The sequence below is a fragment of the Streptomyces sp. NPDC012794 genome (genome assembly GCF_042901085.1).
In the GTDB taxonomy this organism is placed as follows: domain Bacteria; phylum Actinomycetota; class Actinomycetes; order Streptomycetales; family Streptomycetaceae; genus Streptomyces.
Genome location: NZ_JBIBCI010000001.1, coordinates 163,318 through 188,068 on the forward strand (window position 1 = coordinate 163,318; position 24,751 = coordinate 188,068).

General features: G+C 71.7%; 28 protein-coding genes. 11 read left to right on the forward strand and 17 right to left on the reverse strand.

Annotation, left to right across the window (positions count from 1 at the left end; genetic code table 11):
• Position 1: 1 nt before the first annotated feature.
• The 3 genes from ACFY7H_RS00770 to ACFY7H_RS00780 form a co-directional block, all read right to left on the reverse strand.
• Positions 2-1,084, reverse strand: a complete 1,083-nt coding sequence (locus tag ACFY7H_RS00770; protein WP_388931092.1) for an SPFH domain-containing protein — start codon at positions 1,082-1,084, stop codon at positions 2-4.
• A 3-nt stretch (positions 1,085-1,087) separates the two neighbouring features.
• The gene (locus tag ACFY7H_RS00775; RefSeq protein ID WP_388931095.1) at positions 1,088-1,519 is read right to left on the reverse strand and encodes an NfeD family protein; all 432 of its coding nucleotides are present in this window, start codon (positions 1,517-1,519) and stop codon (positions 1,088-1,090) included.
• Positions 1,520-1,829: 310 nt separating this feature from the next.
• Positions 1,830-2,078, reverse strand: a complete 249-nt coding sequence (locus tag ACFY7H_RS00780; protein WP_388931098.1) for a hypothetical protein — start codon at positions 2,076-2,078, stop codon at positions 1,830-1,832.
• Position 2,079: 1 nt separating this feature from the next.
• Here ACFY7H_RS00780 and ACFY7H_RS00785 point away from each other — a divergent pair, with 1 nt between their 5' ends.
• The 4 genes from ACFY7H_RS00785 to ACFY7H_RS00800 are packed head-to-tail and all read left to right on the forward strand — an operon-like array spanning position 2,080 to position 4,012.
• Positions 2,080-2,565, forward strand: coding sequence for a collagen binding domain-containing protein (locus ACFY7H_RS00785; protein ID WP_388931100.1), 486 nt, complete (start codon positions 2,080-2,082; stop codon positions 2,563-2,565).
• Between the two features lie 15 nt (positions 2,566-2,580).
• Entirely contained in the window at positions 2,581-3,009 is a 429-nt protein-coding gene (locus ACFY7H_RS00790) for a prealbumin-like fold domain-containing protein (RefSeq protein ID WP_388932221.1), read from the forward strand.
• Between the two features lie 12 nt (positions 3,010-3,021).
• The gene (locus ACFY7H_RS00795; RefSeq protein WP_388931103.1) at positions 3,022-3,531 is read left to right on the forward strand and encodes a GNAT family N-acetyltransferase; all 510 of its coding nucleotides are present in this window, start codon (positions 3,022-3,024) and stop codon (positions 3,529-3,531) included.
• Positions 3,532-3,541: 10 nt separating this feature from the next.
• Positions 3,542-4,012: a hypothetical protein gene (locus tag ACFY7H_RS00800; RefSeq protein WP_388931106.1), complete on the forward strand. Its 471-nt coding sequence runs from the start codon at positions 3,542-3,544 to the stop codon at positions 4,010-4,012.
• Between the two features lie 129 nt (positions 4,013-4,141).
• Here ACFY7H_RS00800 and ACFY7H_RS00805 read toward each other — a convergent pair whose 3' ends face one another.
• From ACFY7H_RS00805 to ACFY7H_RS00845, 9 genes are all read right to left on the reverse strand, one after another.
• Positions 4,142-4,282 carry a hypothetical protein gene (locus ACFY7H_RS00805; RefSeq protein WP_388931108.1) on the reverse strand — a complete coding sequence of 47 codons (141 nt, stop codon included), beginning with the start codon at positions 4,280-4,282 and terminating at the stop codon, positions 4,142-4,144.
• 272 nt (positions 4,283-4,554) lie between these two features.
• Positions 4,555-4,809 (reverse strand): hypothetical protein, encoded by a 255-nt coding sequence (locus tag ACFY7H_RS00810; RefSeq protein ID WP_388931110.1) that lies wholly within the window; start codon positions 4,807-4,809, stop codon positions 4,555-4,557.
• A gap of 196 nt (positions 4,810-5,005) precedes the next feature.
• On the reverse strand, positions 5,006-6,718 hold the full coding sequence (locus ACFY7H_RS00815; protein ID WP_388931112.1) for an ABC transporter ATP-binding protein: 1,713 nt from the start codon (positions 6,716-6,718) through the stop codon (positions 5,006-5,008).
• The gene (locus tag ACFY7H_RS00820) at positions 6,715-8,553 is read right to left on the reverse strand and encodes an ABC transporter ATP-binding protein (protein ID WP_388931115.1); all 1,839 of its coding nucleotides are present in this window, start codon (positions 8,551-8,553) and stop codon (positions 6,715-6,717) included. Before ACFY7H_RS00820 ends, ACFY7H_RS00815 begins: the two co-directional genes overlap by 4 nt.
• 97 nt (positions 8,554-8,650) lie before the next feature.
• Positions 8,651-9,535 carry a sterol desaturase family protein gene (locus tag ACFY7H_RS00825; RefSeq protein WP_388931118.1) on the reverse strand — a complete coding sequence of 295 codons (885 nt, stop codon included), beginning with the start codon at positions 9,533-9,535 and terminating at the stop codon, positions 8,651-8,653.
• Between the two features lie 47 nt (positions 9,536-9,582).
• Positions 9,583-10,410: a helix-turn-helix domain-containing protein gene (locus tag ACFY7H_RS00830; RefSeq protein WP_388931121.1), complete on the reverse strand. Its 828-nt coding sequence runs from the start codon at positions 10,408-10,410 to the stop codon at positions 9,583-9,585.
• 203 nt (positions 10,411-10,613) lie between these two features.
• Positions 10,614-11,822 (reverse strand): oxygenase MpaB family protein, encoded by a 1,209-nt coding sequence (locus ACFY7H_RS00835; RefSeq protein WP_388931124.1) that lies wholly within the window; start codon positions 11,820-11,822, stop codon positions 10,614-10,616.
• A gap of 33 nt (positions 11,823-11,855) precedes the next feature.
• Positions 11,856-12,908 carry a polyprenyl synthetase family protein gene (locus ACFY7H_RS00840; RefSeq protein WP_388931127.1) on the reverse strand — a complete coding sequence of 351 codons (1,053 nt, stop codon included), beginning with the start codon at positions 12,906-12,908 and terminating at the stop codon, positions 11,856-11,858.
• On the reverse strand, positions 12,901-13,182 hold the full coding sequence (locus ACFY7H_RS00845; protein ID WP_388931130.1) for a polyprenyl synthetase: 282 nt from the start codon (positions 13,180-13,182) through the stop codon (positions 12,901-12,903). The genes ACFY7H_RS00840 and ACFY7H_RS00845 overlap by 8 nt, the downstream gene beginning before the upstream one ends.
• A 309-nt stretch (positions 13,183-13,491) precedes the next feature.
• On the opposite strand from ACFY7H_RS00845, the gene ACFY7H_RS00850 reads away from it, so the two are divergent.
• The 3 genes from ACFY7H_RS00850 (at position 13,492) to grpE (ending at position 16,627) form a co-directional block, all read left to right on the forward strand.
• Positions 13,492-13,923 carry an Hsp20/alpha crystallin family protein gene (locus ACFY7H_RS00850; RefSeq protein ID WP_388931132.1) on the forward strand — a complete coding sequence of 144 codons (432 nt, stop codon included), beginning with the start codon at positions 13,492-13,494 and terminating at the stop codon, positions 13,921-13,923.
• Positions 13,924-14,102: 179 nt separating this feature from the next.
• Entirely contained in the window at positions 14,103-15,980 is a 1,878-nt protein-coding gene (gene dnaK / locus ACFY7H_RS00855; RefSeq protein ID WP_388931134.1) for a molecular chaperone DnaK, read from the forward strand.
• Between the two features lie 47 nt (positions 15,981-16,027).
• Positions 16,028-16,627, forward strand: coding sequence for a nucleotide exchange factor GrpE (gene grpE, locus ACFY7H_RS00860; RefSeq protein WP_388931137.1), 600 nt, complete (start codon positions 16,028-16,030; stop codon positions 16,625-16,627).
• A gap of 14 nt (positions 16,628-16,641) precedes the next feature.
• Here the strand turns inward: grpE and ACFY7H_RS00865 are convergent, their stop codons facing one another.
• The 4 genes from ACFY7H_RS00865 to ACFY7H_RS00880 all read right to left on the reverse strand — a co-directional run bounded on the left by ACFY7H_RS00865 (position 16,642) and on the right by ACFY7H_RS00880 (position 19,602).
• On the reverse strand, positions 16,642-17,400 hold the full coding sequence (locus tag ACFY7H_RS00865; RefSeq protein ID WP_388931139.1) for an MBL fold metallo-hydrolase: 759 nt from the start codon (positions 17,398-17,400) through the stop codon (positions 16,642-16,644).
• Between the two features lie 77 nt (positions 17,401-17,477).
• Positions 17,478-18,455, reverse strand: a complete 978-nt coding sequence (locus ACFY7H_RS00870) for a GlxA family transcriptional regulator (RefSeq protein WP_388931142.1) — start codon at positions 18,453-18,455, stop codon at positions 17,478-17,480.
• Positions 18,456-18,676: 221 nt separating this feature from the next.
• Positions 18,677-18,994 carry a hypothetical protein gene (locus ACFY7H_RS00875; RefSeq protein WP_388931145.1) on the reverse strand — a complete coding sequence of 106 codons (318 nt, stop codon included), beginning with the start codon at positions 18,992-18,994 and terminating at the stop codon, positions 18,677-18,679.
• A gap of 5 nt (positions 18,995-18,999) precedes the next feature.
• Complete coding sequence (locus ACFY7H_RS00880) at positions 19,000-19,602, reverse strand: RNA polymerase sigma factor (RefSeq protein WP_388931147.1); 603 nt, start codon at positions 19,600-19,602, stop codon at positions 19,000-19,002.
• Positions 19,603-20,495: 893 nt separating this feature from the next.
• Between ACFY7H_RS00880 and ACFY7H_RS00885 the strand changes: the two genes are divergently transcribed.
• Together ACFY7H_RS00885 and ACFY7H_RS00890 are read left to right on the forward strand one after the other, a co-directional pair.
• The gene (locus ACFY7H_RS00885; protein WP_388931149.1) at positions 20,496-21,518 is read left to right on the forward strand and encodes a serine hydrolase domain-containing protein; all 1,023 of its coding nucleotides are present in this window, start codon (positions 20,496-20,498) and stop codon (positions 21,516-21,518) included.
• Positions 21,519-21,659: 141 nt separating this feature from the next.
• On the forward strand, positions 21,660-23,489 hold the full coding sequence (locus ACFY7H_RS00890) for an ABC transporter ATP-binding protein (RefSeq protein WP_388931151.1): 1,830 nt from the start codon (positions 21,660-21,662) through the stop codon (positions 23,487-23,489).
• Between the two features lie 70 nt (positions 23,490-23,559).
• On the opposite strand, the gene ACFY7H_RS00895 is transcribed toward ACFY7H_RS00890, so the two are convergent.
• Positions 23,560-24,165, reverse strand: a complete 606-nt coding sequence (locus tag ACFY7H_RS00895) for an endonuclease (protein ID WP_388931153.1) — start codon at positions 24,163-24,165, stop codon at positions 23,560-23,562.
• A 117-nt stretch (positions 24,166-24,282) separates the two neighbouring features.
• On the opposite strand from ACFY7H_RS00895, the gene ACFY7H_RS00900 reads away from it, so the two are divergent.
• A complete protein-coding gene (locus ACFY7H_RS00900; protein WP_388931155.1) occupies positions 24,283-24,444 on the forward strand; it encodes a hypothetical protein in 162 nt (53 codons plus the stop codon).
• 21 nt (positions 24,445-24,465) lie between these two features.
• Positions 24,466-24,711 (forward strand): hypothetical protein, encoded by a 246-nt coding sequence (locus ACFY7H_RS00905; protein WP_388931157.1) that lies wholly within the window; start codon positions 24,466-24,468, stop codon positions 24,709-24,711.
• Positions 24,712-24,751 lie beyond the last annotated feature (40 nt).

Consider the following 24,751-nt stretch of genomic DNA (forward strand, 5'->3'; position numbering starts at 1 on the left):
CCTAGGACGGTGGACCGGGAGGCTCTGCGGCCGGCGGGCGATCGCCGGGCTCTGCGGTGGCGTGGCTGAGAGGGGCTGCGGCGGTGGCGTCGGCCTCTGCCGCGTCGGCGAGTGCCTCCGCGGCGGCCTCCGCCGCTCTCGCCGCGTCGTTCGCGGCCTGGACAGCCAAGTCGTCCGAGGAGGCTTCGCGGGTGGCCGCGGACGGGGGGAGGGTTTCGGAGAAGGCGCGGGCGACGTTCTGGAGGGCGGATGTGAACTCGCCCGGTATCACCCAGAAGGTGTTTCCTGGGCCTTGCGCGATCTCGGGGAGCATCTGGAGGTACTGGTAGGCGAGCAGCTTCGGATCGGGGTCGTTGCGGTGGACCGCCTGGAACACCTCGTCGATGGCCCGTGACTGGCCCTCCGCCTTAAGGATCTCTGCCGTCCGGTTGCCTTCCGCGCGGAGGACGGCGGACTGCTTGTCCCCTTCCGCGGTGAGGATCTGCGACTGGCGTTGCCCTTCCGCTCCGAGGATGGCGGCCCGCTTGTCCCGCTCGGCCCGCATCTGCTTCTCCATGGCGTCCTTGATCGACTGCGGCGGGTCGATGGCCTTGATCTCAACCCGGTTGACCCGCAGTCCCCACTTGCCGGTGGCCTCGTCGAGGACGCCGCGAAGCTGGTTGTTGATGGTGTCCCGTGAGGTCAGGGTCTTCTCCAGGTCCATGGACCCGACGACGTTGCGCAGGGTGGTCACGGTCAGCTGTTCCACCGCCTGCAGGAAGTTGGCGATCTCGTAGGCGGCCGCGCGCGGGTCGGTGACCTGGAAGTACAGGACGGTGTCGATCTCGACGACCAGGTTGTCCTCTGTGATGACCGGCTGCGGTTTGAAGGAGACGACCTGCTCGCGGAGATCGATCACGGGATAGACGCGGTCGATGTAGGGGATGACGACGTTGAGTCCTGGCTTCAGGGTGCGGTGGTAGCGGCCGAGCCGTTCGACGTTCCTCGCCCGGGCCTGGGGGACGATGCGTACCGCCCGCATCACGGTGAACACCGCCAGCACCGCGACCAGCAAGCCCACGAGGAGAAAGGCGGAAACTTCCATGGTTCACTCCCGGGGGTAGACGAGCGCGGTGGTGCCCTTGATCTCGATGACGTCGACGGTCGTGCCGGGAGGGATCACCAGCGTCTCGTCGTAGGCGCGCGCCGTCCATTCCTCGCCGCCGATACGGACTCTCCCGGCCACCTTCGACACCTCCGACGTGACATAGGCGGCCCCGCCGAGTAGGGCATCCACGCCGAAGCGCTCTTCCGTCCGTGAGGACAGGCGACCGAGGGCGACAGGGCGTACGAAGACCAGCCCGACCGTCGCCACGACCGCGAACACCAGGAACTGCCAGGGGAGGGGCAGACCCACGGCTGCGAATGCGGCGGTGACCAGTGCCGCGCCACCCAGCAACCCGAGTGCGGCGGTGAGAGTGATGATCTCTGCCGCGCCGAGGACCAGCGCGGTGATCAGCCAGACGAGCCAAGGGTCCATCACTTGCGCCCTCCTCCCGATGAGCGAAGATATTTGGCCTTTTCATACTTTTACCCGTTATTACCAGGTGGAACCGGATCCGTCTGCTGCGACGTGCGGTCATGTGTGGGTGCTTCGCGCCATGGGAAGCGCAACAGTCGCGACGGTCTGGGGTTGGTCGGCGTGGGGATGCACCAGCGTTTACCGGCGAGTAGAGCGACGGGGCTGCCCGTAGCCATCCGTCGCTGTCGGAACGATTCGGGCGGCGTAGGAGGGCGAAGAGTGATGCTGACCCCAGCACTGACCGCGGGGCGCCCGCTACTGTCACATCTCAGAACCCGGGCCCCGGGGTGCGGGCGGACTGGGCGAGGAGACCGGCATGCCGGCGCAGAACCCGGCGGGCGTGCCCGGAACGGACCATCTGCGCGTAAGCAGGGGCGTGGGCGTCGGTGGGGCAGACGCTGATGAGGGTGTGCGGGTAGGAGGCCGTCAGGGCTCGGGCCTGGGGCTGGGCGGCGTGGAGGAGCTGGTTCGGCCACACCGGGCTGGTGCGGTGGACCTCGGGCGCAGGCGGGGACACCGTGCGCATCGCCGCGAACACCGCGCGATCCCGTCCGGAGCACCCTTTCAGGAAGCACCGCCCCCTCCTCTTCACCGCGCTCGCTCTGACCGTCGCCGCCCTGACCAGCCCGGCCACTACCGCCACGGCAGCACCCTCACCGTCCGCCGAAGCCACCAAGGACCAGGGCGGCCCCGCCCCGGCCGACAAGGCCGGACTGCGCATCGTCAAGACGGACCCCGAAGGCCGGCCCGCCGCCGGAGCTGCCTTCCAGCTGCTCGACCCCGCAGGTAAGACGCTTGCCGAGGGCAAGACCGGCGGCGACGGCACCCTGACCTTCTCCGACCTGGCCCCCGGCGTCGTACGCCTCAAGGAGACGGCCTCCGGCAGCCCGCTGCCGGGCACCGTCCCCGACCAGGATGTCGTCGTCGCCCCCGGCGAGCGCAAGGTCCTGGCGATCACCGACCCGTACAAGTCCGCAGGCCTCACCCTCGAGGTCACCGACTAGGCCACCGGCAAGGGCCTGGCCGGAGCCATCGTCACCATCGCCCCGAAGCAAGCCAAGGACGACAAGGGCGCCTTCACCCTCACCACCGGCCCGGACGGCACCGCCAAGGCCCCGCTCCCCGTGGGCAAGAAGACCGGCAGGGCCTACACCGCCACCGAGACCAAGGCCCCGGACGGCTACCGGCTGGACACCACCCCGGTGGAGATCACGGCCAAGCCTGGCGCCGAGACCACCGCGGCCCTGACTTACACGGCCACGGCCAAGCCCACCGCTACCGCATCATCCTCCAGCAGCCCGGACATCGGCACCGCCACCTCGACCCCCACCACACCCGACGCCAAGCCCGAAGGCTCCCTCGCCCACACCGGCGCCGACAGCACCAACTTCACCACGTGGCAGCGGCCTGCACGCGAAATCCTCTGGTCTGTAGGCTCCTTGGGGTGATCGGATAGGCGCATGAGTCTTCCTCGTACCGGGGTGGCCGAGGTTGTCGTGCCAGTCCTCGTCCGTGACCTGACGCCCACTGACCTGCCGGCTTGTGCGTGGTCCGGCACGACCGTCCATCTGATGCAGGTGGAACGGGAGTTGGTGCGCGCGGCAGCGGGGGATGTGGACTATCTGGCGCTGTGCACTCCGGCCGAAGTGCCGGTGGCGATCGGAGGTATCGACTACCAGGTCACGGCCAGCGTAGGCACACTCTGGCAGCTCGCGGTACTCCCGGCCCTGCAGTCGTGTGGTCTGGGCACCATGCTCATCCGGGCCGCGGAGGATCGCATCAGGTCACGCGGCCTGCACAGGGCCGAGCTCGCGGTGGAGGAGAGCAATCCACGGGCCAGGGCCCTGTACGAGCGACTGGGCTACCTGGCCCACGGTCGTCGACCTGACGCCTGGGACGTACAGGCGCCGGACGGCTCACTGCTCCGGTACGAGACCATGTGCACGCTGATGCACAAGGACTTGTCGTAGGGGGCGCCGCGTGGCGATGGAAGTGTGGGCATCGATCTTTTCACTCGCAGGCGTCGCCCTCGGCGGCGGCCTGACGGCGCTGTCCCAGCGCGCCACTCAGCGCTCCGCCGAGCGGCTGGAGGAACGCCGCCAGGCAGCGGCCACCAGCGAGGCGCGCCGGGCAGAGCAGATGCAGGCGATCAAGGACTTCATCGCCTGCGCCCAGGATGCCGAACGGGCGGCCTACAGCCGTCCCGAGGCTTGGGACGATGACGAAGACTGGAACAGTACCGCTTCGGATGTCATGACCAGGCTTTGGATCGCTGAACGGCACCTCGTGCTGCTCAGCGACGCGGACCTGCACGCCCCTGTGCACACATTCGGTCGGGCACTCAACCAAGCGGTGTGGCGAGAGATCGGCGACGTCGAGGTCAACGAGCACCTCGAGGAGTACAAGATCGCCTTCATGGCCGCAGCACGCGCGAGCCTCGCATCCCCTTGAGCCCAACCACATTGGTGGGCCCCCTCTGTTAGGAGCCGCCAAGGCGAGCGGCCTCCGACGCCCGTCTCGAAACCCCGAGCACCTGGGGTAGGAAGAGCGACACTGGCCGGATCTCACAGCTTCCCGTGATCACTGGAGAGCGACGCGCAGGTCCCGGATGTACCAGTGGAACCGTGTGCCGTCCTTGCTGTGCGGCTGGTTTCCGGGGGTGAGTCCGGCCCGCCGCGCGACTGCGGCGGATGCGGGATTCTCCGGCTCCACCTGGATCACCGCCTCCTCCCGCCCACACTGGCCGCGTACTGGGACGCCAGGAGGACCGCCCGGGTAGCCAGTTCACGCCCCCTCCATGACGGATAGCGGCCGTAGGCGACATTCACCTGGCCCGGAGCCAAGCCCTCCCCTGCGAACCGCAAGGCGATCGTCCCCGCGAGCACCTTGTCGGCGCCTACCCGGATTCCAAAAGCGCGGAGCGGCCCTGCCCCGGACCCCTTCCTCCCCGGCCGAGGAAGTCCAGCTCGCCCGCGCCCGCGCCCGCGTCAACCTCACCCACGGCCACCACCGCGCTCGGCCATCCCGACGCCGCCCGCGACTGCCTCACCCGGGCCGACGCGATCCTCGAACGCAACGGCATCCCCTATCTCGAAGGGCTCGCCGACACCGCCAACCCGCTCCTCGCCTGGACCACCGGCCACTGGGAAGACCTCGCAGCGCGCGTCGAGCGCGCCGTCCTCCTCCACGCCGACATCCGCGACCTCACCGCCGAGGCCCTGCTGGTACGCGGCCTGCTCGCCCTCCATCGGCCGGGTGACACCGCGGCCGCGCGCTTCGACCTGGTGAACGCCGCCCGGACCGCGCAGCTCGACACCGGGATCGTCGCCGTCCTTGCCGCGCGGGGGCTCTCCAACCGCGCCATCGCCGAGCGAGTAACAGGTGTGCGGTGCGGTGCGGCATCTGCGTGTTCCGGTCCGGGTCCGACCGCCGTGGCCCGGCTCGTCACGCGCCGCCCGGGGTCAGGGAGACGTTCCAGAAAGCGGCGTAGCGGCCGCCGAGGCGCAGCAGTTCGTCGTGGCTGCCTTCCTCCACGATCCGGCCGCCGTCCAGGAAGACGACGCGATCGACGCGTCGGACGGTGCGCATCCGGTGCGCGACCATCACCACCGTGCGGCCGGCCATCAGGCGTTCGATGCCCTCGTGGACGGCCGCCTCGTTCACCGGGTCCAGTGCCGAGGTCACCTCGTCCAACAGCACCACGGGCGCGTCCTTCAGCAGTGCCCGCGCGATCGACACGCGCTGGCGTTCCCCACCCGAGAGCAGCGCCCCGCCCTCGCCGACACGCGCGGACCATCCACCGGGCAGGCGCTCGATCACCTCGTCCAGCCGGGCCGCCGTCGCCGCCGCCCGTACCTCGGCCTCGTCGGCGTCGGGGCGGCCCAGACGCACGTTCTCCTCGATCGTGCCGTCGAAGAGGTAGACGTCCTGGAAGACGATGGCGAACTGCTCCATCAACACCCGCGGGTCGACGGCACGTACGTCCACACCGCCCACGCGCACGGCGCCCGCGTCCACGTCGTAGAACCTCGCGAGCAACTGCAGGAACGTGCTCTTGCCGGAACCCGAGGGCCCGACCACGGCCAGCCGTTGTCCCTGCGGCAAGGCCAACGACAGGCCGTCGATCACCGTGCGCTCGCCGCGGCGGAAGGAGACGGACTCGAACTCCACGTCGTGCCGTACCGGCTGGACCGGTTCGGCAGCTTCCGGCAGCGGCTCGGTACGCAACACCGCGTCGAGTCGCGCCAGTTCGTAGCGCGCGCCGCGGATCTGGCCGCCGATGTCCGACAGGGACAGCAGCGGGTCCGCGCAGCGGGCGGCCAATACCAGGATCGACAGGACCTCCGCCGCACCGATGTCCCCGCCGAGCGCGAGATAGGCGCCCAGGGCCAGCACGCCGGTGAACGTCATCTGCACCGCGAGCGTCGAACCCACCACGCCGGGAAGCGCCGACAGCGTGGAGCGCCGGGACGCGCGCTCGACTTCCCGCAGCGAGTCGTCGAGCAGCCTGAAGCCCTCGACGGTCCGGCCTCCGGCGCGCAGCACCGGCTGGGCCTGGAGGTATTCGATGACCCGCCCGGTCGCCTCGTGGTCGCGTTCGTGCCGCTCGGCGTCGGCGGCGGCCGTGGAGCGGCCGGTCCGGACGTGGATCGCCGCCACGATCGGTACGGCTACCGCCGCGGCCAGACCGATCTGCCAGTTGAAGGCCAGCATCACGACGACGATCGTCAGGGGGGTCACGCAGGCGGAGATGAACGGGGCCAGCAGGTGCGCGATCACGCTCATCGCCTGGAGGACGCCGCGGCCGGCCAGCACGGACAGCTGTCCGAGGCGGCCCGCGTCGTACCAGCCGAGGGGCAGCCGGGCCAGATGATCACCGAGACGGTGGTACGTGCCGCGCAACAGCGTGGTCCCGGCGTGGAAACCGGACCGGTCGCCGGCGTACCGCAGTACCGCGTAGCCCGCGACCGCGGCCCCGAACGCGGTCAGCCAGGGCCAGGCGTCTTCGGGCGTGCTGCCGAAGAGGGCCCGCAGCACGGGAACCAGCAGGGTGTAGGACAGACCCTCGACCACCGCGGTCGTGGTCATCAGGGCCACGGTGCGACGCACCGGCCGGGCGTATTCGCGGCCCAGCACGCGCAGCAGCATGCGGATCATCGGAGCTCGTCTCCTTGCGGTACGTCAGCCAGGGGCGTGGCCGGGTCGGCTTCCGTCGTACGCCGGGATTGCCAGAACGCGGCGAACTTGCCGGGCCGTGCCAGCAGTTCGGCCGGTCTGCCCTGTTCGACGATCAATCCTCCGTCCAGCATCACGACGGTGTCGGCGTCGGCGATCGTCTCCAGGCGGTGGGCGATGACCAGGACGGTCCGGTCACCCTCCAGCGTGGCCAGTGCGCGGCGCACCGCCTGTTCGGTCTGCGGGTCCGCGAAGGCGGTCGCCTCGTCGAGCACGAGGACGGGCGCGTCGGCGAGCAGTGCGCGGGCGAGTGCTATCCGCTGCGCCTCGCCGCCCGACAGACCGGCGTCCTCACCGATCACCGACCGGTACCCGCGGGGCAGTTCCAGGATGCGATCGTGGATGTTCGCCAACCGGGCGGCGCGGACCACGTCGTCGAGGCCGGCGTGCGGTACCGCCAGCGCGATGTTGTCCGCGACCGACGCACGCAGCAGGCGGACGTCCTGGAAGACGAAGGAGACCGTCCGGTAGAGCTCCCGGCTGCCGAGCTCCCGCAGGTCCACGCCGCCCAGGGTCACCGAACCGTGGGTCGGGTCGAAGAACCGCGGCAACAGCTGGACCAGGGTGGACTTCCCGCTTCCCGACGGCCCCACGATCGCGGTGGTAGTACCCGGTTCGAGCACCAGGTCGACCCCGCGCAGAACCTCGTGATCGGCTTCGTAGCCGAATCGGACGCCGCGCAGTTCCACCCGGTGACCCCGCCGTGCCGCCGGGTGCGCGGGCTCCGGCAGCGGCCGCACCGCGAGCACTTCCCGGATCCGGCCGACGGCGCGGCGGGCGGCCTGCATGTCGTCGAACCCGTGGCCGAGGGCCGCCACCGGAGCGGTCAGGCCCAGTCCGAGGAGCAGGAAGGGCAGCAGGTCGGCCGGGGCCATGGCACCGGTGGTGATCAGAGCCGTACCGCCGGTCAGGACGACCGACAGCACGAACGGCGGCGACAGCGCCACCTGCATCCCCGCGGCGATGCCGGCGAGCCCGCGCACCATCCCGAAGAAGCTGCCGACGAATTCGTCCACGGCCGTGAGGAACCTACGGTGGGCGCGCCCCGACGCGCCGAACGCCTTGACCACCGCGATGCCCTGGACGAACTCGACGACGGAACTCGAGATCCGTCCCATGGCCGCGTCGAACTCCTCCTGCTCGCGCAGCCGGGCCGGGGTCATCATCAGGGGGACCAGCGCCACTGCCAGCACGACCGGTATCAGCGTGATCAGTGTGAGCCGCCAGTCGACGGTGAACAGGTAGACCAGCGACGCCAGAGGAACCACGAAGGCGGAAACCAGCTCGCCGGGGGTGTGAGCGATGAACGGGTGCACCGCGCTGACGTCGTCGCCCACCACCTTCGCCAGCTCACCGGTGCGGCGCCGGGAGAACCAGCCGATCGGTACCCGCCCGAGCCGCGCGGCCAGTCGCCGGCGGAGCGTCAGCTGCACCCGGCCGTCCAGGACATGTCCGAGCCCGGAGGAAGCGGCCGTGAACAGGAGCCGGAGGAACAGGCCCGCGGCGCCCTCGATCACGATGATCCGTACATGGCCGGCATCGGCCGGGCCGGGCGCCAGCAGCGTGCGCCCCAGCTCGACGACCGCCAGCAGCGGCATCAGACCCGCGAGGGCGCCGATGACCTGCAGCGTCACCACGGCGGCGAAACCCGGGTAATAGGGGCGCAGCAGCGCCGCCGTGCTCTCTGCCGCCGCGGGATCGGCACCGGGCGGTGGTGCGGACCGCTCCCTGGCCTGGGTGGGGTCGGTGGTGGTCATGGTCCTCCTGTCTTCGTCGATCCCGTCACGACCGGGCCCGGATGCGGGCCGGCCGGTCACGGGGTGCGTGGGGGATGGCGGTGGCCACATGCCGTGATCAACGACCGGGCCGGAACGGTTCGGCCAGTTGGGCGAGGTAGGAGACCGGGTAGTCGGGTTTGGCGGCCATGCCCAGGTCTTCGGAGGTGAACCGCCGGTCCGGGTCGTAGGAGTGGGTGCGCATGGCGTGGTCCCAGACGAGGGTGAACAGGCCGAAGTTGACGTCTCCGATGCCGGCCCATTTCAGGTGGTGGAACCGGTGGCCCTGGTTGAGGGCGAGGACCGTGGTGAGCGGGCCGGTGCGGTAATCGGCGTTGGAGTGCTGGAGCACGAGCTGGACGGCGACGGCGCAGGCCAGGACGGAGGCGACGTCGAGGGGCATGCCGAGCAGCAGCAGCGGGGTGACGCCCCCGAGGGTTTCGAGGCTCTGGTGGAGGGGGTGCTTCATCAGACCGTTGAAGCCGTAGAAGCGCGTGACGCTGTGGTGGACGGCGTGCAGCCGCCACAGCCAGCCGACGTGGTGGCTGGCGCGGTGCACGAGGGTGATGCCGAGGTCGGCGACGGCGACGGCGAGCAGCACCTGGCACCACAGCGGCCAGCTGTCCGGCCACACTTCCGGGCCCGGCGCGAGCGCGGCGGCCGCGGGCACGACGGCGAGTCCGGCAAGGGTGAACACCTCGTTGACGAACGCGTGGACGGTGTCGCGGCGGCCGTCCCCGCGCGGGGTGTTCCACGCGGGCAGGTACGGGAGCACGCGTTCGGCGGCGAACGAGCAGCCCACCGCGAACGCCAATACCACCAGCAGCCACGGCTTCGGGGCTCCGGCGCTCACCAGCCAGATGGCGGCGCCGTTGACGCCGAGCAGCATGAAGGGCACGTACGCGTACCGGACCAGGAATCGAGCGAGGGCGACAGCGGGCGCCGCGGCGGTCGTTGCAGGCATACCGGCAGCCTCGCGGCCGCGGTGTCCGGCGGGCTTGAACGGATCCGCTACCGGTCCCGCCGCGTATCAGGGCCGTCGGCCGCTGGCGTCCAGTGGGCGGCGGCCAGGGCCTGGGAGGGGGTGATGCCGAACATGGCCTTGCACACGCGGGTCAGGTGGGCACTGTCCGAGAACCCGGCGGCGTGCGCGGCCTCCGTGGCGTTCGCCCCGCCACGCACCGAGACGATCGCGGCGTGCAGCCGCGCCCACCGCACCGCCGCCGGGAACGACCAGCCCAACTGCTCGGCGAACAGGTGCCCCAGCCGGCTCGCGGACACCCCGGCCCGGGCGGCGACCTCGCCCACCCGCACCGGTCCGTCCGCCACCGCGCCCGGCAGCGCCGCCAGCGCCGCCGCGAGGGCCGGGTGCCGGGGCCGGCCGGGGGCGGTGGCGCCGAGCCGGTCCAGCGCCCGCAGCACACCCGCCACCGACACGGCGGAGGGCGACGGGTCCGCCTCGGTGAACACCGACGCCGCGGCGGACCAGCAGGCCACCCCGCCACGGGCCGCGGTGGAGTGCAGGGCGCGTCCGGCGGTGGTGTCCGCGTCGAGGTAGACCATCACCCCCATCGGCGCCGGCCCCGGTGCCGGACGCACGCGATGCGTGTGCCCGGCGGGGATGACGGCGGCTCGTACGGGCAGTTCGTCCCGCCCGTCGCTCAGCAGCACTCTGCCGGACCGGCACGCCAGTACTTGCACGGCGGCGTGCGCGTGCTCCCGGGCCGTGCCGATCACCCCGGCCACGACCAGGCGGCCCGGCGCCGCATCGACCTCGACCCGCCACGCGTCGGCACCACCCCCGGACGACGCCGCCGACTTCACGGTGCCCGCGCTCACGGCTGCATGGTCCTCTCCCCCCGGCCGTGTCCCGCGCGAGGCCGGCCCACCCGCCGGGCTTGCCGGACACCGGCGGCCTGCTCGCCGGCGCCTGCGGCGGTCACGTACGGACCGACGCCGTCGGAACACCGGGAGTATACGGAGGGGGAGGGCGGCAGGGGCGCTTCCACCCGCTGATCCCGCGCCGTGCCGCCGCCCCCCGCTCACCTCACCCCGGAGCGGCCCGGGTGGCCGGACGGCTCCCGGCCCGCCGGGGGGACGCTCGCCGGCGGCGGGGTCCAGCGGCTCTTGGGCGGGATGGTGCCGCTGACCCCGAAGTCGTTCTTGAGCTGTTCGGGGATGGCGTAGTGCATCACGCGGCCGCGCGTGAGGGCGGACAGTTCGAGGACGCTGGTCAGGTGTCCGAGCCGGTCGAGGGCCCAGCCCGCCAGGGGGGAACGGTCCTCGATGGTCTCCAGCACCCCCAGCAGGGTGGGGGCGGTCTTGACCACGGTGTCCCAGGTGGTGCGGGGGACGTGCAGCCAGTCGGCGCAGGTGTCGCCGATCAGGTAGCGGATCAGGGCGGAGACGAGCGGGTCGAAGAAGGTGCCGGGCACGACCTCCTCGTAGAGGTCGATGAGCTGGCGCGTGAGCAGGGCGCCTTCCTCGCTGGGGCCCATGTGGCGGGTCATGTAGAGGTCGGAGAACGCGCGGGCGGCCCGCAGGTCCTCCGGTGCCTGGTCCTGGTCGACGCCGAGCATGGCGCCGACCACCCTCCAGGCGTAGTAGTAGGACTCGGCGCCCTCGGTGCTCATGTGGATGCCGAGGCGGTGCAGGGCGTCCAGGACCTGGATGGAGAACATCATCTGCCCGCCGATCATGTCCTCCTGGCAGATCGGCGTCCCCAGGGCGGCGGTGTCCCAGCGGTCCTCGCGCCTGAGGTGGTGGCGGATGGAGGCGTGCAGCAGCCGTACCTTCTGGGCGGCGGGGATGAAGCGGCTGCCCGCTTCGAACGCGTCGGGCTGCATGAGGTAGACGGTGAACTGGCCCGTCTCGGCCATCCGCTTGGACGGGTACTTCAGCGAGTGGGTGGCCGACAGCAGCCTGGCCACGTGCGGCAGCACGTAGCAGGCGGGCATCGAGGCGAAGGACAGCGCGGTGGAGATGTGCACGTTGTTGTCGATGAAGAACAGCCGTGCCTTCTCCATCTCGCCCCAGTCCACCCAGGCCGGGGGAGCGCCGGTCTCGTGCAGGTACGCGCGGGCGACCTCCGGCAGGCCCTCGGGGAGGTCCTGCCCGACGGCGGAGAAGTAGCGCATGAGCGTGTTGAACGTGCCCACTTCGCCGCGTTCGAACAGGGCCGCCACGGTCGCGTCGGCGAGTTCGTCCCCCGTGGTGCGCAGGGCGTCCATGGACGCCTGGGTGTAGGTCATGGTGCTGCTCCCGGTGTTCCGGTGGGGTGGCGGTCAGTGGATGCGGGTGGCCGAGAGCGTCGCCAGGTCCGCCAGTGCCGTGCGGGCTTCGGTGGTCACGTCGGCGTCGGTCAGGGCGTCGTGCGCTTCGCGCAACCGGGCGGTGATCATGTCTTCGACGCGGGCGACGGCCCCGGTGCGGTGCGCGATCTCCCGCACCCGCTCCACCTGCCGCTGGCCGAGCTCCGTCCGCCCGAGCAGGTGGCGCAGCTCGCCGCGTTCCGCCTCGGTGGCGGAGGTGAGCGCGTGGGCCATCAGAGCGGTGGGCCGGTTCCCCGCCAGGTCGTCCGCGGGCTCCTTGCCGGTCCGTTCCGGGTCGCCGAACAGCCCCAGGAGGTCGTCGCGCAGCTGGAACGCCTCGCCCAGCGGCAGGCCGTAGTCGCTGTACGCCCGGATCAGCCGGGGCGGGGCGCCGGCGAGCAGGCCGCCGATCTGCAAGGGGTGCTCGACGGTGTACTTGGCCGTCTTGTAGCGGATCACCTTGACCGACGCGTCGGGGTCCGGCGGGCAGCCGGTGCGCAGCACTTCCAGGCATTCACCGGCCACCAGTTCGCGGGCCAGGACCGCCCACAGGGGCCGGGCCCTGCTCAGGAAGGCGCCGGGCAGCCCCGAGGTCGTGAACAGGTCCCCGGCCATCGACACCAGCAGATCCCCCACCAGCATCGCCAGGGCCCGGGCGCCGGCCTTGGGCCGCGGATGGCCGGTGAGGACCCCGCGGAGGGCGATGTGCCCGGTGGGCAGGCCGTGCCGGGTGCGGCTGTGGTCGATCAGGTCGTCATGGACGACGGCGGCCGCGTGGACCAGCTCGATCGCGGCGGCGGCGCGCACCAGTGCCTCGCTGTCCGGCTGGCCGGCCCCGCGCCATCCCCAGTAGCAGAACGCCGCCCGCAGGCGTTTGCCGTGCGCGGTCGTGGCGTGCAGTCGCTCCGCGACCGGTGCCAGGGAGGCGTCGATGTCCGCCAGCGCCTGCGCTTCCGCGGAGACGAAGCCGTCGAGGACCCGGTCGACGCGCTCCTTCAGGAAGGTGTGTGCTTCCGCTTCACTCATCGCCGCTCTCCGCCCGGACGCGGGCGGTGACGGTGCGGGCCAGGATCTCCAGGTGGGCCGGCGCGGCGGCGTGCCGGTCGAGGAAGAGGCGGCCGCGCGCCTTGGTCTCCTCCTGGCCGTCGGCCAGCAGCTCCCCGAGGTCGGCGCGGCGCAGCAGGCCGCTCAGGCCGTCCACCGCGCTGCTCAGACCGCTGACCGCCAGATCGGCGAGGCCGGCCACCAGGGCCACGGCGTCCTCGGTCAGCCGCGGCTCGCGGCCGTCGTGGTGTGTCACAGCATGTCTCCCGCACGGCGAGCCCCGCCCCGGCACCCCGGCTTCGCGCCGGCCCGGCGCGGAGCGCGCGCAGCGGTACTCCCCGCCGCACGGTTCGAGTCTGGCCACCGAGCCTTCCCCGGGCGGCCCGAATGCACCATCGAGTGATCTTTGTTTGAGATCCGCGGCGGCGGTGTGCGGGGGGTCCACGCGGGCGTTTCGGCGGCCCGCCCCCTTCCTTGAGTCGGCTCTTGTCAAGTTTATTGCCGCGCGCTATATAGGTGGTGTTGCCATGTGCATCTGTGACAAGCGGGAGAGGAGTGAACGACGATGCTCATGCGAACCGATCCCTTCCGTGACCTGGACCGGCTGACCGAGCGCTTCCTGGGGACCGCCGCCCGGCCGGAGGGCATGCGCATGGACGCCTTCCGCGAGGGTGACTCCGTCGTCGTCGAGCTGGACCTGCCCGGCGTCGACCCCGCGTCCATCGACGTGGACGTCGACCAGAACGTGCTCAACGTCAGGGCGGAGCGACGGACCACCGTCTCCGGCGGCGACAGCGACGTGCTGATCGCCGAGCGCCCCTCCGGCACCTTCAGCCGCCAGCTGTTCCTCGGCGAGACCCTGGACACCGAACGCATCGAGGCCTCCTACGAGGGCGGCGTGCTCCGGCTGAGCATTCCGGTCGCGGAGCGGGCGAAGCCCCGGAAGATCGAGATCAGGGCGGCCGGAGAGGGCTCGCGCAAGGAGATCGACGTCTGACGGGCGCACGGCGGGAACGCGGAAGCGGCGGCCTTCGCCGAAGGCCGCCCTCTCCCCGGCCGCCCGGCGCCGTGAACAGCCGGCAAAGGCGAACAGCCGACATGTACATGCGTGAACGACCGAAAGGCGTCAACGACCGAAAGGCGTGAGCAGCCGAAGCGATCTGAAAGGAGCCGATGATGGCACGCGCGGTCGGGATCGACCTGGGCACGACCAACTCCGTCGTGGCGGTCCTCGAGGGCGGCGAGCCCACGGTCATCACCAACACCGAAGGAAACAGGACCACCCCTTCCGTGGTGGCCTTCGGCAAGGGCGGAGAGGTCCTGGTCGGAGAGATCGCCAAGCGGCAGGCGGTGACGAACGTCGACCGCACCGCGCGGTCCGTGAAGCGCCACATCGGTGAGGCCGGCTGGCGCTTCCCGGAGGCCGGTGACATCGACGGCAAGCGGTACACGGCCCAGGAGATCTCGGCGCGCGTCCTGCAGAAGCTGAAGCGCGACGCCGAGGCGTACCTGGGCGAGGAGGTCACGGACGCGGTGATCACCGTTCCGGCGTACTTCAACGACGCCCAGCGCACCGCGACCAAGGAGGCCGGCGAGATCGCGGGCCTGAAGGTGCTTCGGATCATCAACGAGCCGACGTCCGCGGCGCTGGCGTACGGCCTCGACAAGGAGAACGACCAGACGATCCTCGTCTTCGACCTCGGTGGCGGCACATTCGACGTGTCGCTCCTGGAGATCGGCGAGGGCCTGGTGGAGGTCAAGTCCACCAACGGCGACACCCACCTCGGCGGCGACGACTGGGACCAGAAGATCGTCGATCACCTGGTGAAGCAGTTCCGGAACGCCTACGGCATCGACCTGTCCCAGGACAAGATGGCCCTCCAGCGGCTGCGCGAGGCCGCCGAGAAGGCGAAGATCGAACTGTCCGCCGCGACGGAGACGACGATCAACCTGCCCTACGTCTCCGCCTCCGCCCAGGGCCCGCTGCACCTGGACGAGAAGCTCACGCGCTCCCAGTTCGAGCAGCTGACCGCCGAGCTCCTGGAGCGATGCAAGGCGCCGTTCCACAACGCGGTCAAGGACGCGAAGATCAAGGTCTCGGACATCGACCACGTCATCCTGGTCGGCGGCTCGACGCGCATGCCGGCCGTGACGGAGCTGGTCCGGGAGCTGACGGGCAAGGACCCGCACAAGGGCGTCAACCCGGACGAGGTCGTCGCCATCGGCGCCACCCTCCAGGCCGGTGTGCTCAAGGGTGAGGTCAAGGACGTCCTGCTCCTCGACGTGACCCCGCTGTCCCTCGGCATCGAGACCAAGGGCGGCATCATGACCAAGCTCATCGAGCGCAACACCACGATCCCGACCAAGCGGTCGGAGATCTTCACGACGGCCGAGGACAACCAGCCGTCCGTGCAGATCCAGGTCTACCAGGGTGAGCGCGAGATCGCGGCGTACAACAAGAAGCTCGGCATGTTCGAGCTGACGGGCCTGCCGCCGGCCCCGCGCGGCGTCCCGCAGATCGAGGTCTCCTTCGACATCGACGCCAACGGCATCATGCACGTCACGGCCAAGGACCTCGGCACGGGCAAGGAGCAGAAGATGACCGTCACCGGCGGCTCCTCACTGCCCCGCGAGGACATCGACCGCATGGTCCGCGAGGCCGAGCAGCACGCCGAGGAGGACCGCCGCCGCAAGGAGGAGGCCGAGACCCGCAACCGCGCCGAGCAGCTCGTCTACCAGACGGAGAAGCTGCTGCGCGACAACGAGTCGAAGATCCCGGCCGACGTCAGGGCGGAGACGGAGACGGCGATCGGGGACCTGAAGGAGAAGCTCAAGGGGCAGGACACGGCGGCCGTCCGGGCGGCGACGGAACGCGCCGGTGCCGTCGCGCAGAAGATCGGAACCGCCCTGTACGAGCCCCAGGGAGCGGCCGCGGGCGGTGGCGGCCCGGCATCCGGCACAGGACCGTCCGGCGACGGACCGTCCGGCACGGAGGAAGAAGTCGTCGACGCGGAGATCGTCGACGACGAGAGCTCGAAGGGAGGCGTGCGATGAACCCGCCGAAGGCTTCCGGCGGACCGAGGAAGCAGCCTCCCCCCATCGTGATCACGGACAAACGCCGCATCGACCCCGTCACCCTCCAGCTCAGGGCGGCGGACAGCGGCCCGCCCGGGAGCCTGCCCACGCGGACGGAAACCCGCCCCGACGAACACGGAACCCCCGGCGGCACCCCTGCCGCCGGGGACACCGCCCTGCGGAGCCGGCTCGCCGAACGCACCGCCGACCTGCAACGCCTGAAGGCGGAGTACGACAACTACCGCAAGCGGGTCCAGCGCGACCGCCTCGCGGTACGGGAAATCGCCGTCGCGAACGTCCTGGGCGGGCTGTTGCCCGTCCTGGACGCGATCGACCAGGCCCGCGAGCACGATGACGTCGGCCCCGGCCTGCGAGCGGTCGCCGACGCCCTGGAATCCCAGCTCGCCGCACTCGGCCTCCAGGAGGTCGGCGCCCCGGGAGAACCCTTCGACCCCGCCCGCCACGAAGCGATCTCCTGCCAGCGCTCCGACGAGGTCGACCGGCCCACCTGCACCACCGTGCTGCGCCGCGGTTACCGGGTCGGCCGGCACCTGCTGCGCCCGGCCCAGGTCACGGTGAGCGAACCGCCGGACCAGGCGGAACGCGGCCGCCCCGGCGACCCGTGATTCCGTGAGGCGGGTCAGGCCGTGGCGTCCTCCGTACGGACGCGGACCCGCCCGGCCGCGTCCAGCCGGGAAAGCCGCTCGTGTTCCCGGGAGGCCCAGCGCCGGACGCGGTCCGGCTCCAGGGGAGTGCCGTGCCCGACGTGGAGCCTGGCGGGGTTCAGGGCGAGCATCCTGCGCAGGCTGGCCAGGTTGAGCAGCGGGTCGTCGTGGAAGGGAGGGTTGGCCGGCCGGCCCCGGACGAGACCGAAGAAGGAGTTGGCGATCAGGTCGCCGGCGACGAGGTCCCCTTGTCCGGTGAGGACGGAGACCGACCCGGCGGTGTGTCCGGGGGTGGGCATGACGCGCGCCGCGATCCCGAACTCCTCCAGGTCCGTCTCGCCGGTCAGGAGGACGTCCGGTTCGAACGGTTCGACCCGCACGTGCAGGTTCTTGTTCCTGGCCATGAGGCGGCCCATCGGCCCGGTCGGCAGATAGGGCTCGCGGACCCGGCCGGTACGGAAGGGGCCGAGGTCGGCGATGTGTCCCGCCACGGGGGCCCCGGTCAGGCGGCGCAGTTCGGCGGCCGCACCGAAGTGGTCGATGTGGCCGTGCGTGAGGACGATCAGCGACACGTCAGTGGGGTCCACACCGTGTGCGGCGATCTGTTCCCGGATCCTGTGGCCGCTGCCGGGTATTCCCGCGTCGACGAGGACGGGCCGGCGGCCCAGCAGCAGGTACGCGTTGATGTGGTGCCGGCCCATGACCGGGATCGGGACGACCTTGGTTCGGGACACTGCATTTCTCCTCGGGGCATGGCCGTGCTCCGCCGCGCGCGGTGGTCCGCGGGCGCCGGGTGACGGTGACGGGCGGATCAGTGGAAACGGCGCCGGTACTGTGCGGGAGTGGTCCCGAGGCGGCGCCGGAAGGAACGGTGCAGGCTCTCGACGGAGCCGAGGCCGCTGAGGGCGGCGACCTCCGGCAGGCCGTGGCCGCTGTCCTGGAGCAGCCGGCGGGCGGCCTCCAGCCGGACGGACTCGACGTAGGCGGCCGGGGTGGTGCCGGTGCGCCGGTGGAAGAGCCGGGAGAAGTGGCGCACGCTCAGGTGCAGCCGCGCCGCCAGCGTTTCGGCGGACAGGTCCTCGGTGAGGTGTTCGCCGATCCACATGCGCAGGCCGTCGATCCGGTCGCCGGGATCGGCCGGCAGGGCGAGCGGGACGCTGAACTGGCTCTGCCCGCCCGCTCGTTTGACGTACATGACCATGGTGCGGGCGGTGGCCAGGGCCAGTTCGGGTCCGTGGTCCTCGGTGACCATGGCCAGTGCCATGTCCATCCCGGAGGCGATGCCCGCGCAGGTCCACAGGCGGCCCTCCCGGATGAAGATCGGGTCGGGATCGACGGTGACGAGCGGATGATCGGCGGCCAGCCGTGCGGCCGTCCGCCAGTGGGTGGTGGCCGAGAGACCGTCGAGCAGACCGGCCGCGGCCAGCAGGTGCGCGCCCGAGCAGACGGACCCCAGCCGGTGCGCTCCCGGTGCCGCCTCGCGGAGCCAGTCGATGAACCCGGCGTCGAGTACCGGCTCCACCCCGTGGTCGTCCACGCGGACGGCGCCCGACACGAGCAGGGTGTCCACGTCGCCGTCCACCTCGTCCAGCGCCAGATCGGCCATCAGCCGGATCCCGCCGGCGGTGACCACCGGCTCACCGCCGGCGGTCGCGATGCGGACGGTGTAGCCGCGCCGGCCGGTGCCGGCGACCCGGGTGGCGATCGAGAACACCTCGGCCGGTCCCGTGACGTTGAGCAGTTCCGCGCCGGGAAAGGCGGCGAGGACGACTCTGTGCGGTGGAAGCATGTGCCGATCATTTCGCGCCACCACGAGGGCCGCAATGACCGTGTTCTGTCAGATCCGGACATGGGGGCGCGGAGGTGCGCCCGTCAGACGTCCACGCCGCGACCCCGCCCCCGTCCGGACCCCGCCGCTGCCCGGACGCCCCGGCTCCGGCACGTGACCGTGCCGCGGACCACCGGCGGGCGGAGGGGCCGTCGCGGAGGGATCCGGAACGGCCCCCTCGCTCACGTGCGGGCGTCCGCCGCCGGAGTCGCACGGGTGAGGGTGCAGGTGCCGTCCTCGCACTGGCGCTCCAGACGGCCCCGCGAGACGGTCTGCGCCAGCCCCACCATCCAGCAGGTGGGGCAGCCCCGGAACGCGATCAGGGACAGCGGGGCCGCCAGGAGGACGACCGGGCCGAAAGCGGGCACCAGGGCGATCGAGCCGATGATCAGCCCGAAGCCGATGGCGCCGCGGAGCAGATGGCGCGGGACGGAACTGCTGGCGAAGTCCGGACCGGAAGGGCCGGAAGGGGCGGACCGTACGGGCTTCAGGGTGTCCATGGGGTTCACGGTCGTGGGTCTCCTCCGACTGGTGGGGTGACGGCCTCCTCGGCGCCCGGGCCGGCCGGCGCGGCCAGCGCGAGGCGAAGGGCCGCGCGTGCCCTGTGCAGCCGCGACTTCATCGCGGCGGTGCTCAGGCCGAGCGTGTGGGCGACGGTCCTGCCGGGCAGGCCCTGTACGTCCCGCATGATCAGGACCTGGCGCTGCTCCCGGGGGAGGGCGCCGACCGCGGCGGCGATCCTCTCCGCCTCCAGCCCGCGCAGGACCGCCTCCTCGGCGGACGGTTCCGCGGAGGCCTCCGGCCCGGCCGGTGCCGCCTCGCCCCTCGGGGCGAGCTGGCGCACCTGCCGGAGGCATTCGTTGCGCACGATGCGGAACATCCACGAGGCGAGCGCGCCGGTGGCCCGCAAGGTACCGATCTTCCGGTAGAGGATGATCAGGGCCTCCTGCGCCGCGTCCTCCGCGTCCTGCGGCGAGGCGCACAGGGTGAGGGCGAACTTCCGTACGTGGGGCTGCGATTCCATCACGACCGTGGTGAGCGACGGGACGTCGCCGTCCTGCGCGGCCCTGATCAGCCGATCGTCCGGCCAGTGGAAGCGTTGGTTCATGTGCTGCTCTTTTCGGGCGGGTGCCGTGGGTGCGGTCGCTGGTCAGCCCCGGCTCCTGTAGCGCCGCATCAGGTGCCAGCCGCACGCGCCCATGAGCAGGACTCCGACCACTACGAGGCCAGTGATCATCATTGGGGGTTCCTCCGGGTTCTGCCGTGTTTTCGATCGGTACACGGACAAGAGGCGGAGAGGAGCCGGAAGGATTCGCCCCCGGCCGGATTTTCTCCCGGTACCGTGCCGGCGATGGCGCGGGGGCCACACCAGGCCGAGATGGGCCTTGGTCGACCCAGGGCGTCTTGAAACCGCACTCCCCGCACCAGAAGCGGTTGGCCACTTCGGCTCCTTGCCTTGACGTCCGTATACGGGCACGACCGGCCCGACGGTGGCCCGGAAGCCGGCGGCTGCACAGGTCAGGGGCCCGGCCATTCGTGACCGGCGGCCACGGGTGGGCTCACCGCCGTTCACACGGGCGGATCAGGGGAGTTGCCGGATGACGGAGGACCTCGGCACGTTGCTGCGCACGCCGCGCGATCGAGCGCACCCGACGCGGGACCAGGTGGCCGAACGGTGTCGGCCCGGCCGAGGATGACTACGGCAACGGCACGTCACTGGCGCCGAGTTGCAACGGCGGCCACAACCACGGGTGCCGGGCGCCCGCCTTCGCCGACTACGTCCCGCGCCTCGAAGCCGCCTTCGCCGCGGCGGGCTGACCGGTCCGAACCGACGAACGCCCTGAAGCGAGGATGCCCGCGCTCCGGCCGCGGGCTCCCGCCGACGGCACCTCTACGATCGACGGCAGGTACCACCCGGCCCGCGGCTACGGCCGTCCGCTGCCCCAACCCGGCCGCGCCCGGCGCCGACACCACCACCACCGCCGCGGAGGCAAGAGGCCGATGACGCTCGTCCCGTTCACGTCCGACGACACCGCGCGCGTCGCCGAAGCCCTCGACCAGGCCGTCACGGACGGTGCCACCCCCGGAGGCGTCATCGCCCTCGGAACCCTCGGCGAACCCCCGCGCTTCCTCCGGGCCGGCCGGATCGCCGGTGAACTCGGCGACACCGCACCGGGCCCCGACACGCTCTACGACCTCGCCTCCCTCACCAAGGTCGTCGCCACCTGGCCGCTCGTCTGCCAGGCCCTCGATGCCGGCGTCCTCTCCCGTACCGCCCCGGTACGCGACTTCCTGCCCCCGATCGACGGACCGGCGCCCAGCGGGGAGGCCACCATCGAGCAGCTCCTCACCCACACCGCCGGTCTCAAAGCCGCCACCCGCCTGGACCAGTACCGCGGCACCGACCGGCCGCTGCACGAACTCCTGTGCCGCGAACCCCTCGAAGGAACCCCCGGCGAGCACCGGTACGTCAACCGCGGCTACATCCTCCTCGGCCTGGCCCTCGCCCACGCCCACGGCATCCCCCTCGACGCACTCGGCCGCGCCCTGTGGGACCAACTCGGCATGACCGGTACGACGTACGGACCCGTCGCCCGCGGACCGCGGGTCGCCCCCACCGAACGCCGCATCCCCGGTGCCCCCCTGATCTGGGGCACCGTCCACGACGACAACGCCGCCCTCCTCGGCGGCGTCGCCGGCCACGCCGGGGTCTTCTCCACCGCCCGCGACCTCGCCCGCTACGCCGAGCACCTCCTCGCCCGCGCCGGCCGGCCGCACGGCTGGCTCCGCGCCTCCACCCTGCCCCTCGCCCCGATCGAGCCGGGACTCGACCGCGGCCTGTCGTGGATCTGCGCCCCCGGCGGTGTCGCCCACCACCACGGGTTCACCGGCACCAGCCTCTACCTCGCCCCGGGTTCGGGCCGCTACCTCGCCATCCTCACCAACGCCGTCCACCACGGCGAAGCCCGCCGCCGCACCGCCCCCCTGCGCGCCCTCGCCCTGAAGACCATCACCGCCGTCTGACCCCGGCGAGGCCCACCCTGCGGCACGGCGCAGACGCCATCCGATCGGCGGAAAGACGGAGAAAACGCTTGGACGGCGTCAGCGGTCCTGCGGAACACTGCGACTCCTGTCCTGACGCCGCTCACACCGCACAGGGTTGGTATGGGATCTCCTGAGTCACAGCAAAGTCCTCCGGGCAGGGGCCCGGTACTCCTCGCACTGCGCCACTACGGACGGGAGCTCGTCCGCCTCCGGTGGCTGGCCTTGCCCGCCATGCTGCTCCCCGCACTGGGCAACATCGGCATCAACTACATCGCGCCGCTCGTCGTCGCCAAACTCGTCGGCCGGATCGCGGGCGACGACGGCGCCGTCACCGCGGGCATCGGCCCGGTCCTGCCGTACGTCATCGGGTTCGGCGGCGTCCTGCTGCTGTCCGAGGCGCTGTGGCGGCTCGGACTGCACTGCCTCAACCGCGTCGACGCCTTCGGCGTCGAACGGCTCTACGTACTCGGCATGGACGAACTCTTCGCCAAGGACGCGGCGTTCTTCCACGACAACTTCGCCGGCTCGCTGACCAAGCGGGTCCTCAGCTTCGCCTCCCGCTTCGAGGAGTTCGTCGACACCCTCACCTTCCAGATCGTCGGCAAGTTCGTGCCCCTGATCTTCGGCTCGGTGGTGCTGTGGCAGTACGAACCGCTCCTCGTCGTCGGGCTCCTGACGATGATCGCGCTCACGGCACTCTGCGCGACCCCCCTCATCCGCCGCCGTCAGGCCCTCGTCGACCAGCGCGAGGAGGCCATCGCCCGGGTCTCCGGCCACGTCGCCGACAGCCTGATGAACATGGACACGGTCCGCGCGTTCGCCGCCGAGGCGCGCGAGGCAGCCGAACACCGCAAGCGGGTCGCGGAATCGCGGCGGCTCATGGTGCGCTCGTGGGACTACGGCAACCTGCGCATCGACACGCTGGTCGCACCGATGTCCGTACTGACCAACGCGCTCGGCATGCTGCTCGCCGTGGGGCTCGCCGGGAGAGGGCACGGCGTGGAGACGGTCGTCGTCGCCTTCACCTACTACAGCAACGCGACGCGGATCATGTTCGAGTTCAACCAGATCTACCGCCGCCTCGAAAGCTCGATGACGGAGGCCGCACAGTTCACCTCGCTGCTGCTCACCCCGCCGACCGTCCTCGACCCGAAGTCCCCGGAACCGCTGCTGCCCGAGGGCGCCGACGTACGCTTCGAAGGGGTGCGCTTCGCCCACGCGGGCGCGGAACCGCTCTTCGACGGGCTCGACCTGGCCGTACCCAGCGGGACGAAGATCGGTCTCGTCGGCCGCTCCGGCGGGGGCAAGACCACCCTCACTCGGCTCCTGCTGCGGCTGACCGACATCGACGGCGGACGGATCACGGTCGGCGGACAGGACATCAGCCGGGTGTCCCAGAGCGACCTGCGCGGCCTGATGGCGTACGTGCCGCAGGAGCCGGCGATGTTCCACCGCACCCTCAAGGAGAACATCGCGTTCGCCCGCCCGGACGCCACCGACGCCGAGATCCGCCGGGCCGCCGAGGCGGCGCACGTCACGGAGTTCGCCGACGCCCTGCCGGACGGCTTCGACACCATGGTCGGCGAGCGCGGGGTCAAGCTGTCCGGCGGACAGCGCCAACGGGTCGCGCTCGCCCGGGCGATCCTGCGCGACGCCCCGATCCTGCTGCTCGACGAGGCCACCAGCGCCCTGGACTCCGAGAGCGAGATCCTCGTACAGGACGCCCTCTGGCGGCTCATGGAAGGGCGGACGGCGCTCGTCGTGGCCCACCGGCTCAGCACCGTCGCCACCATGGACCGGCTCGTCGTCCTCGACCGCGGCCGGATCGTGGAGCAGGGCACCCACCAGGAGCTCCTCGCCGCGGACGGCGCCTACGCCAAGCTGTGGCAGCACCAGTCGGGCGGCTTCCTCGACGACACCCCCACCGCCGGCGCCGACGTACGCCCGTGACCCCGCGCCCCGCCGTGCCCCCCGGGTACGGCGGGGCGCGGGGCCCGGACGTCCGCGCCTCCCGGGGCCCCTACGACCCGGCGCGTACGAGGGCGGCGGCGAGGCGGGCCAGATCGTCCGGCGCCACCAGGCCCGCGAGGGCGTCCGCGGTGTGCGGGAGCCCGAGTCCGGAGGCGGCCGACAGGCAGCGCCCGTCGAAGCAGGGGCGCAGGCCGGGCCAGACGGCCTGGACCTCCCGGCAGAAGATGCCCGCGCCGACCGGCCCGATCCGCGGAACCTCGCGCAGCAGCGCGCACAGCGCCTCCCGGTCGCCCGCTGCCCGGTCCCGCATCCGGCGGAGATCACCGCCGTACCGTTCCAGAAGCAGCTCCGCGCCGTCGCCCAGGGCGGTCGCGGTGCTCTCGTCGTAGCGGACGTAGTGCCCCCGCCCGAGGGCGGCCACCCGCGTCCGCCACGACGAACCCGCCATCGCGCGGGGCGTGCGCAGCCCCGCCGCGAAGAGCTCCCGGGCGGCGGCCGTCGCGGTCTCCGCCCTGATCGGAGCCGAGAACAGGACGGTCAGCACCAGCAACCGGTACAGCGGCGCCGGCGTGTCGCGCAACCTGATCCCGGCCTCCTCGGCGTACGTCCGCCCGTGCTCGCGCAGCAGCCGCGCGACCACCTCGTCCCTTTCCACGGCTCCCTCCTTCCCGGCACCCGGCGCCTACCCGCTCCCCGCCACCGCGCGCGGCCGGCCCGTGCCGTTTCCGGCAGGCCCAGACGCGTCGATGCAGCAGACGCCGCGACCAACACCATGGTCAAGGCCTACGCCGCCGGCGACCAGTACGTGCTGGTCGAGCGCTCCCGACTGGACGACATCGCCCCGACCGTTCCAAGGCCCTGGAGATCCGCGGCTTCTGCCGCATCCGTCAACCAGGTGACCTCCGCCGATCCCGGCCGCCGCACCTCGCGGTAGCCGCTCGGGATGGATCATGGGATGGATCACGGGGAGGGCGAGGACGCGCTGGTTCTCAAGGCGCAGACGATGCTTGCCGCAGGGCAGAGCGAGGAAGAGGTCTTCGCTGAGCCGGCCGCGAGGACCGGGGACTCGGGTGCCTGTGTCGTGGCGGTGCGCCTGGCCCTGGGGGTGCCCCTGAGCGACGCCGAGGCACGACTTCGCGAGGTTGAGCGTCGTCATCGACGGACAGCCTCCGCCGCGCAGGCGGTCCCGCCGGCTCAGTGACCCGTTCCGGCCACGGCCGACCCGAGACCCCGACCCCGTC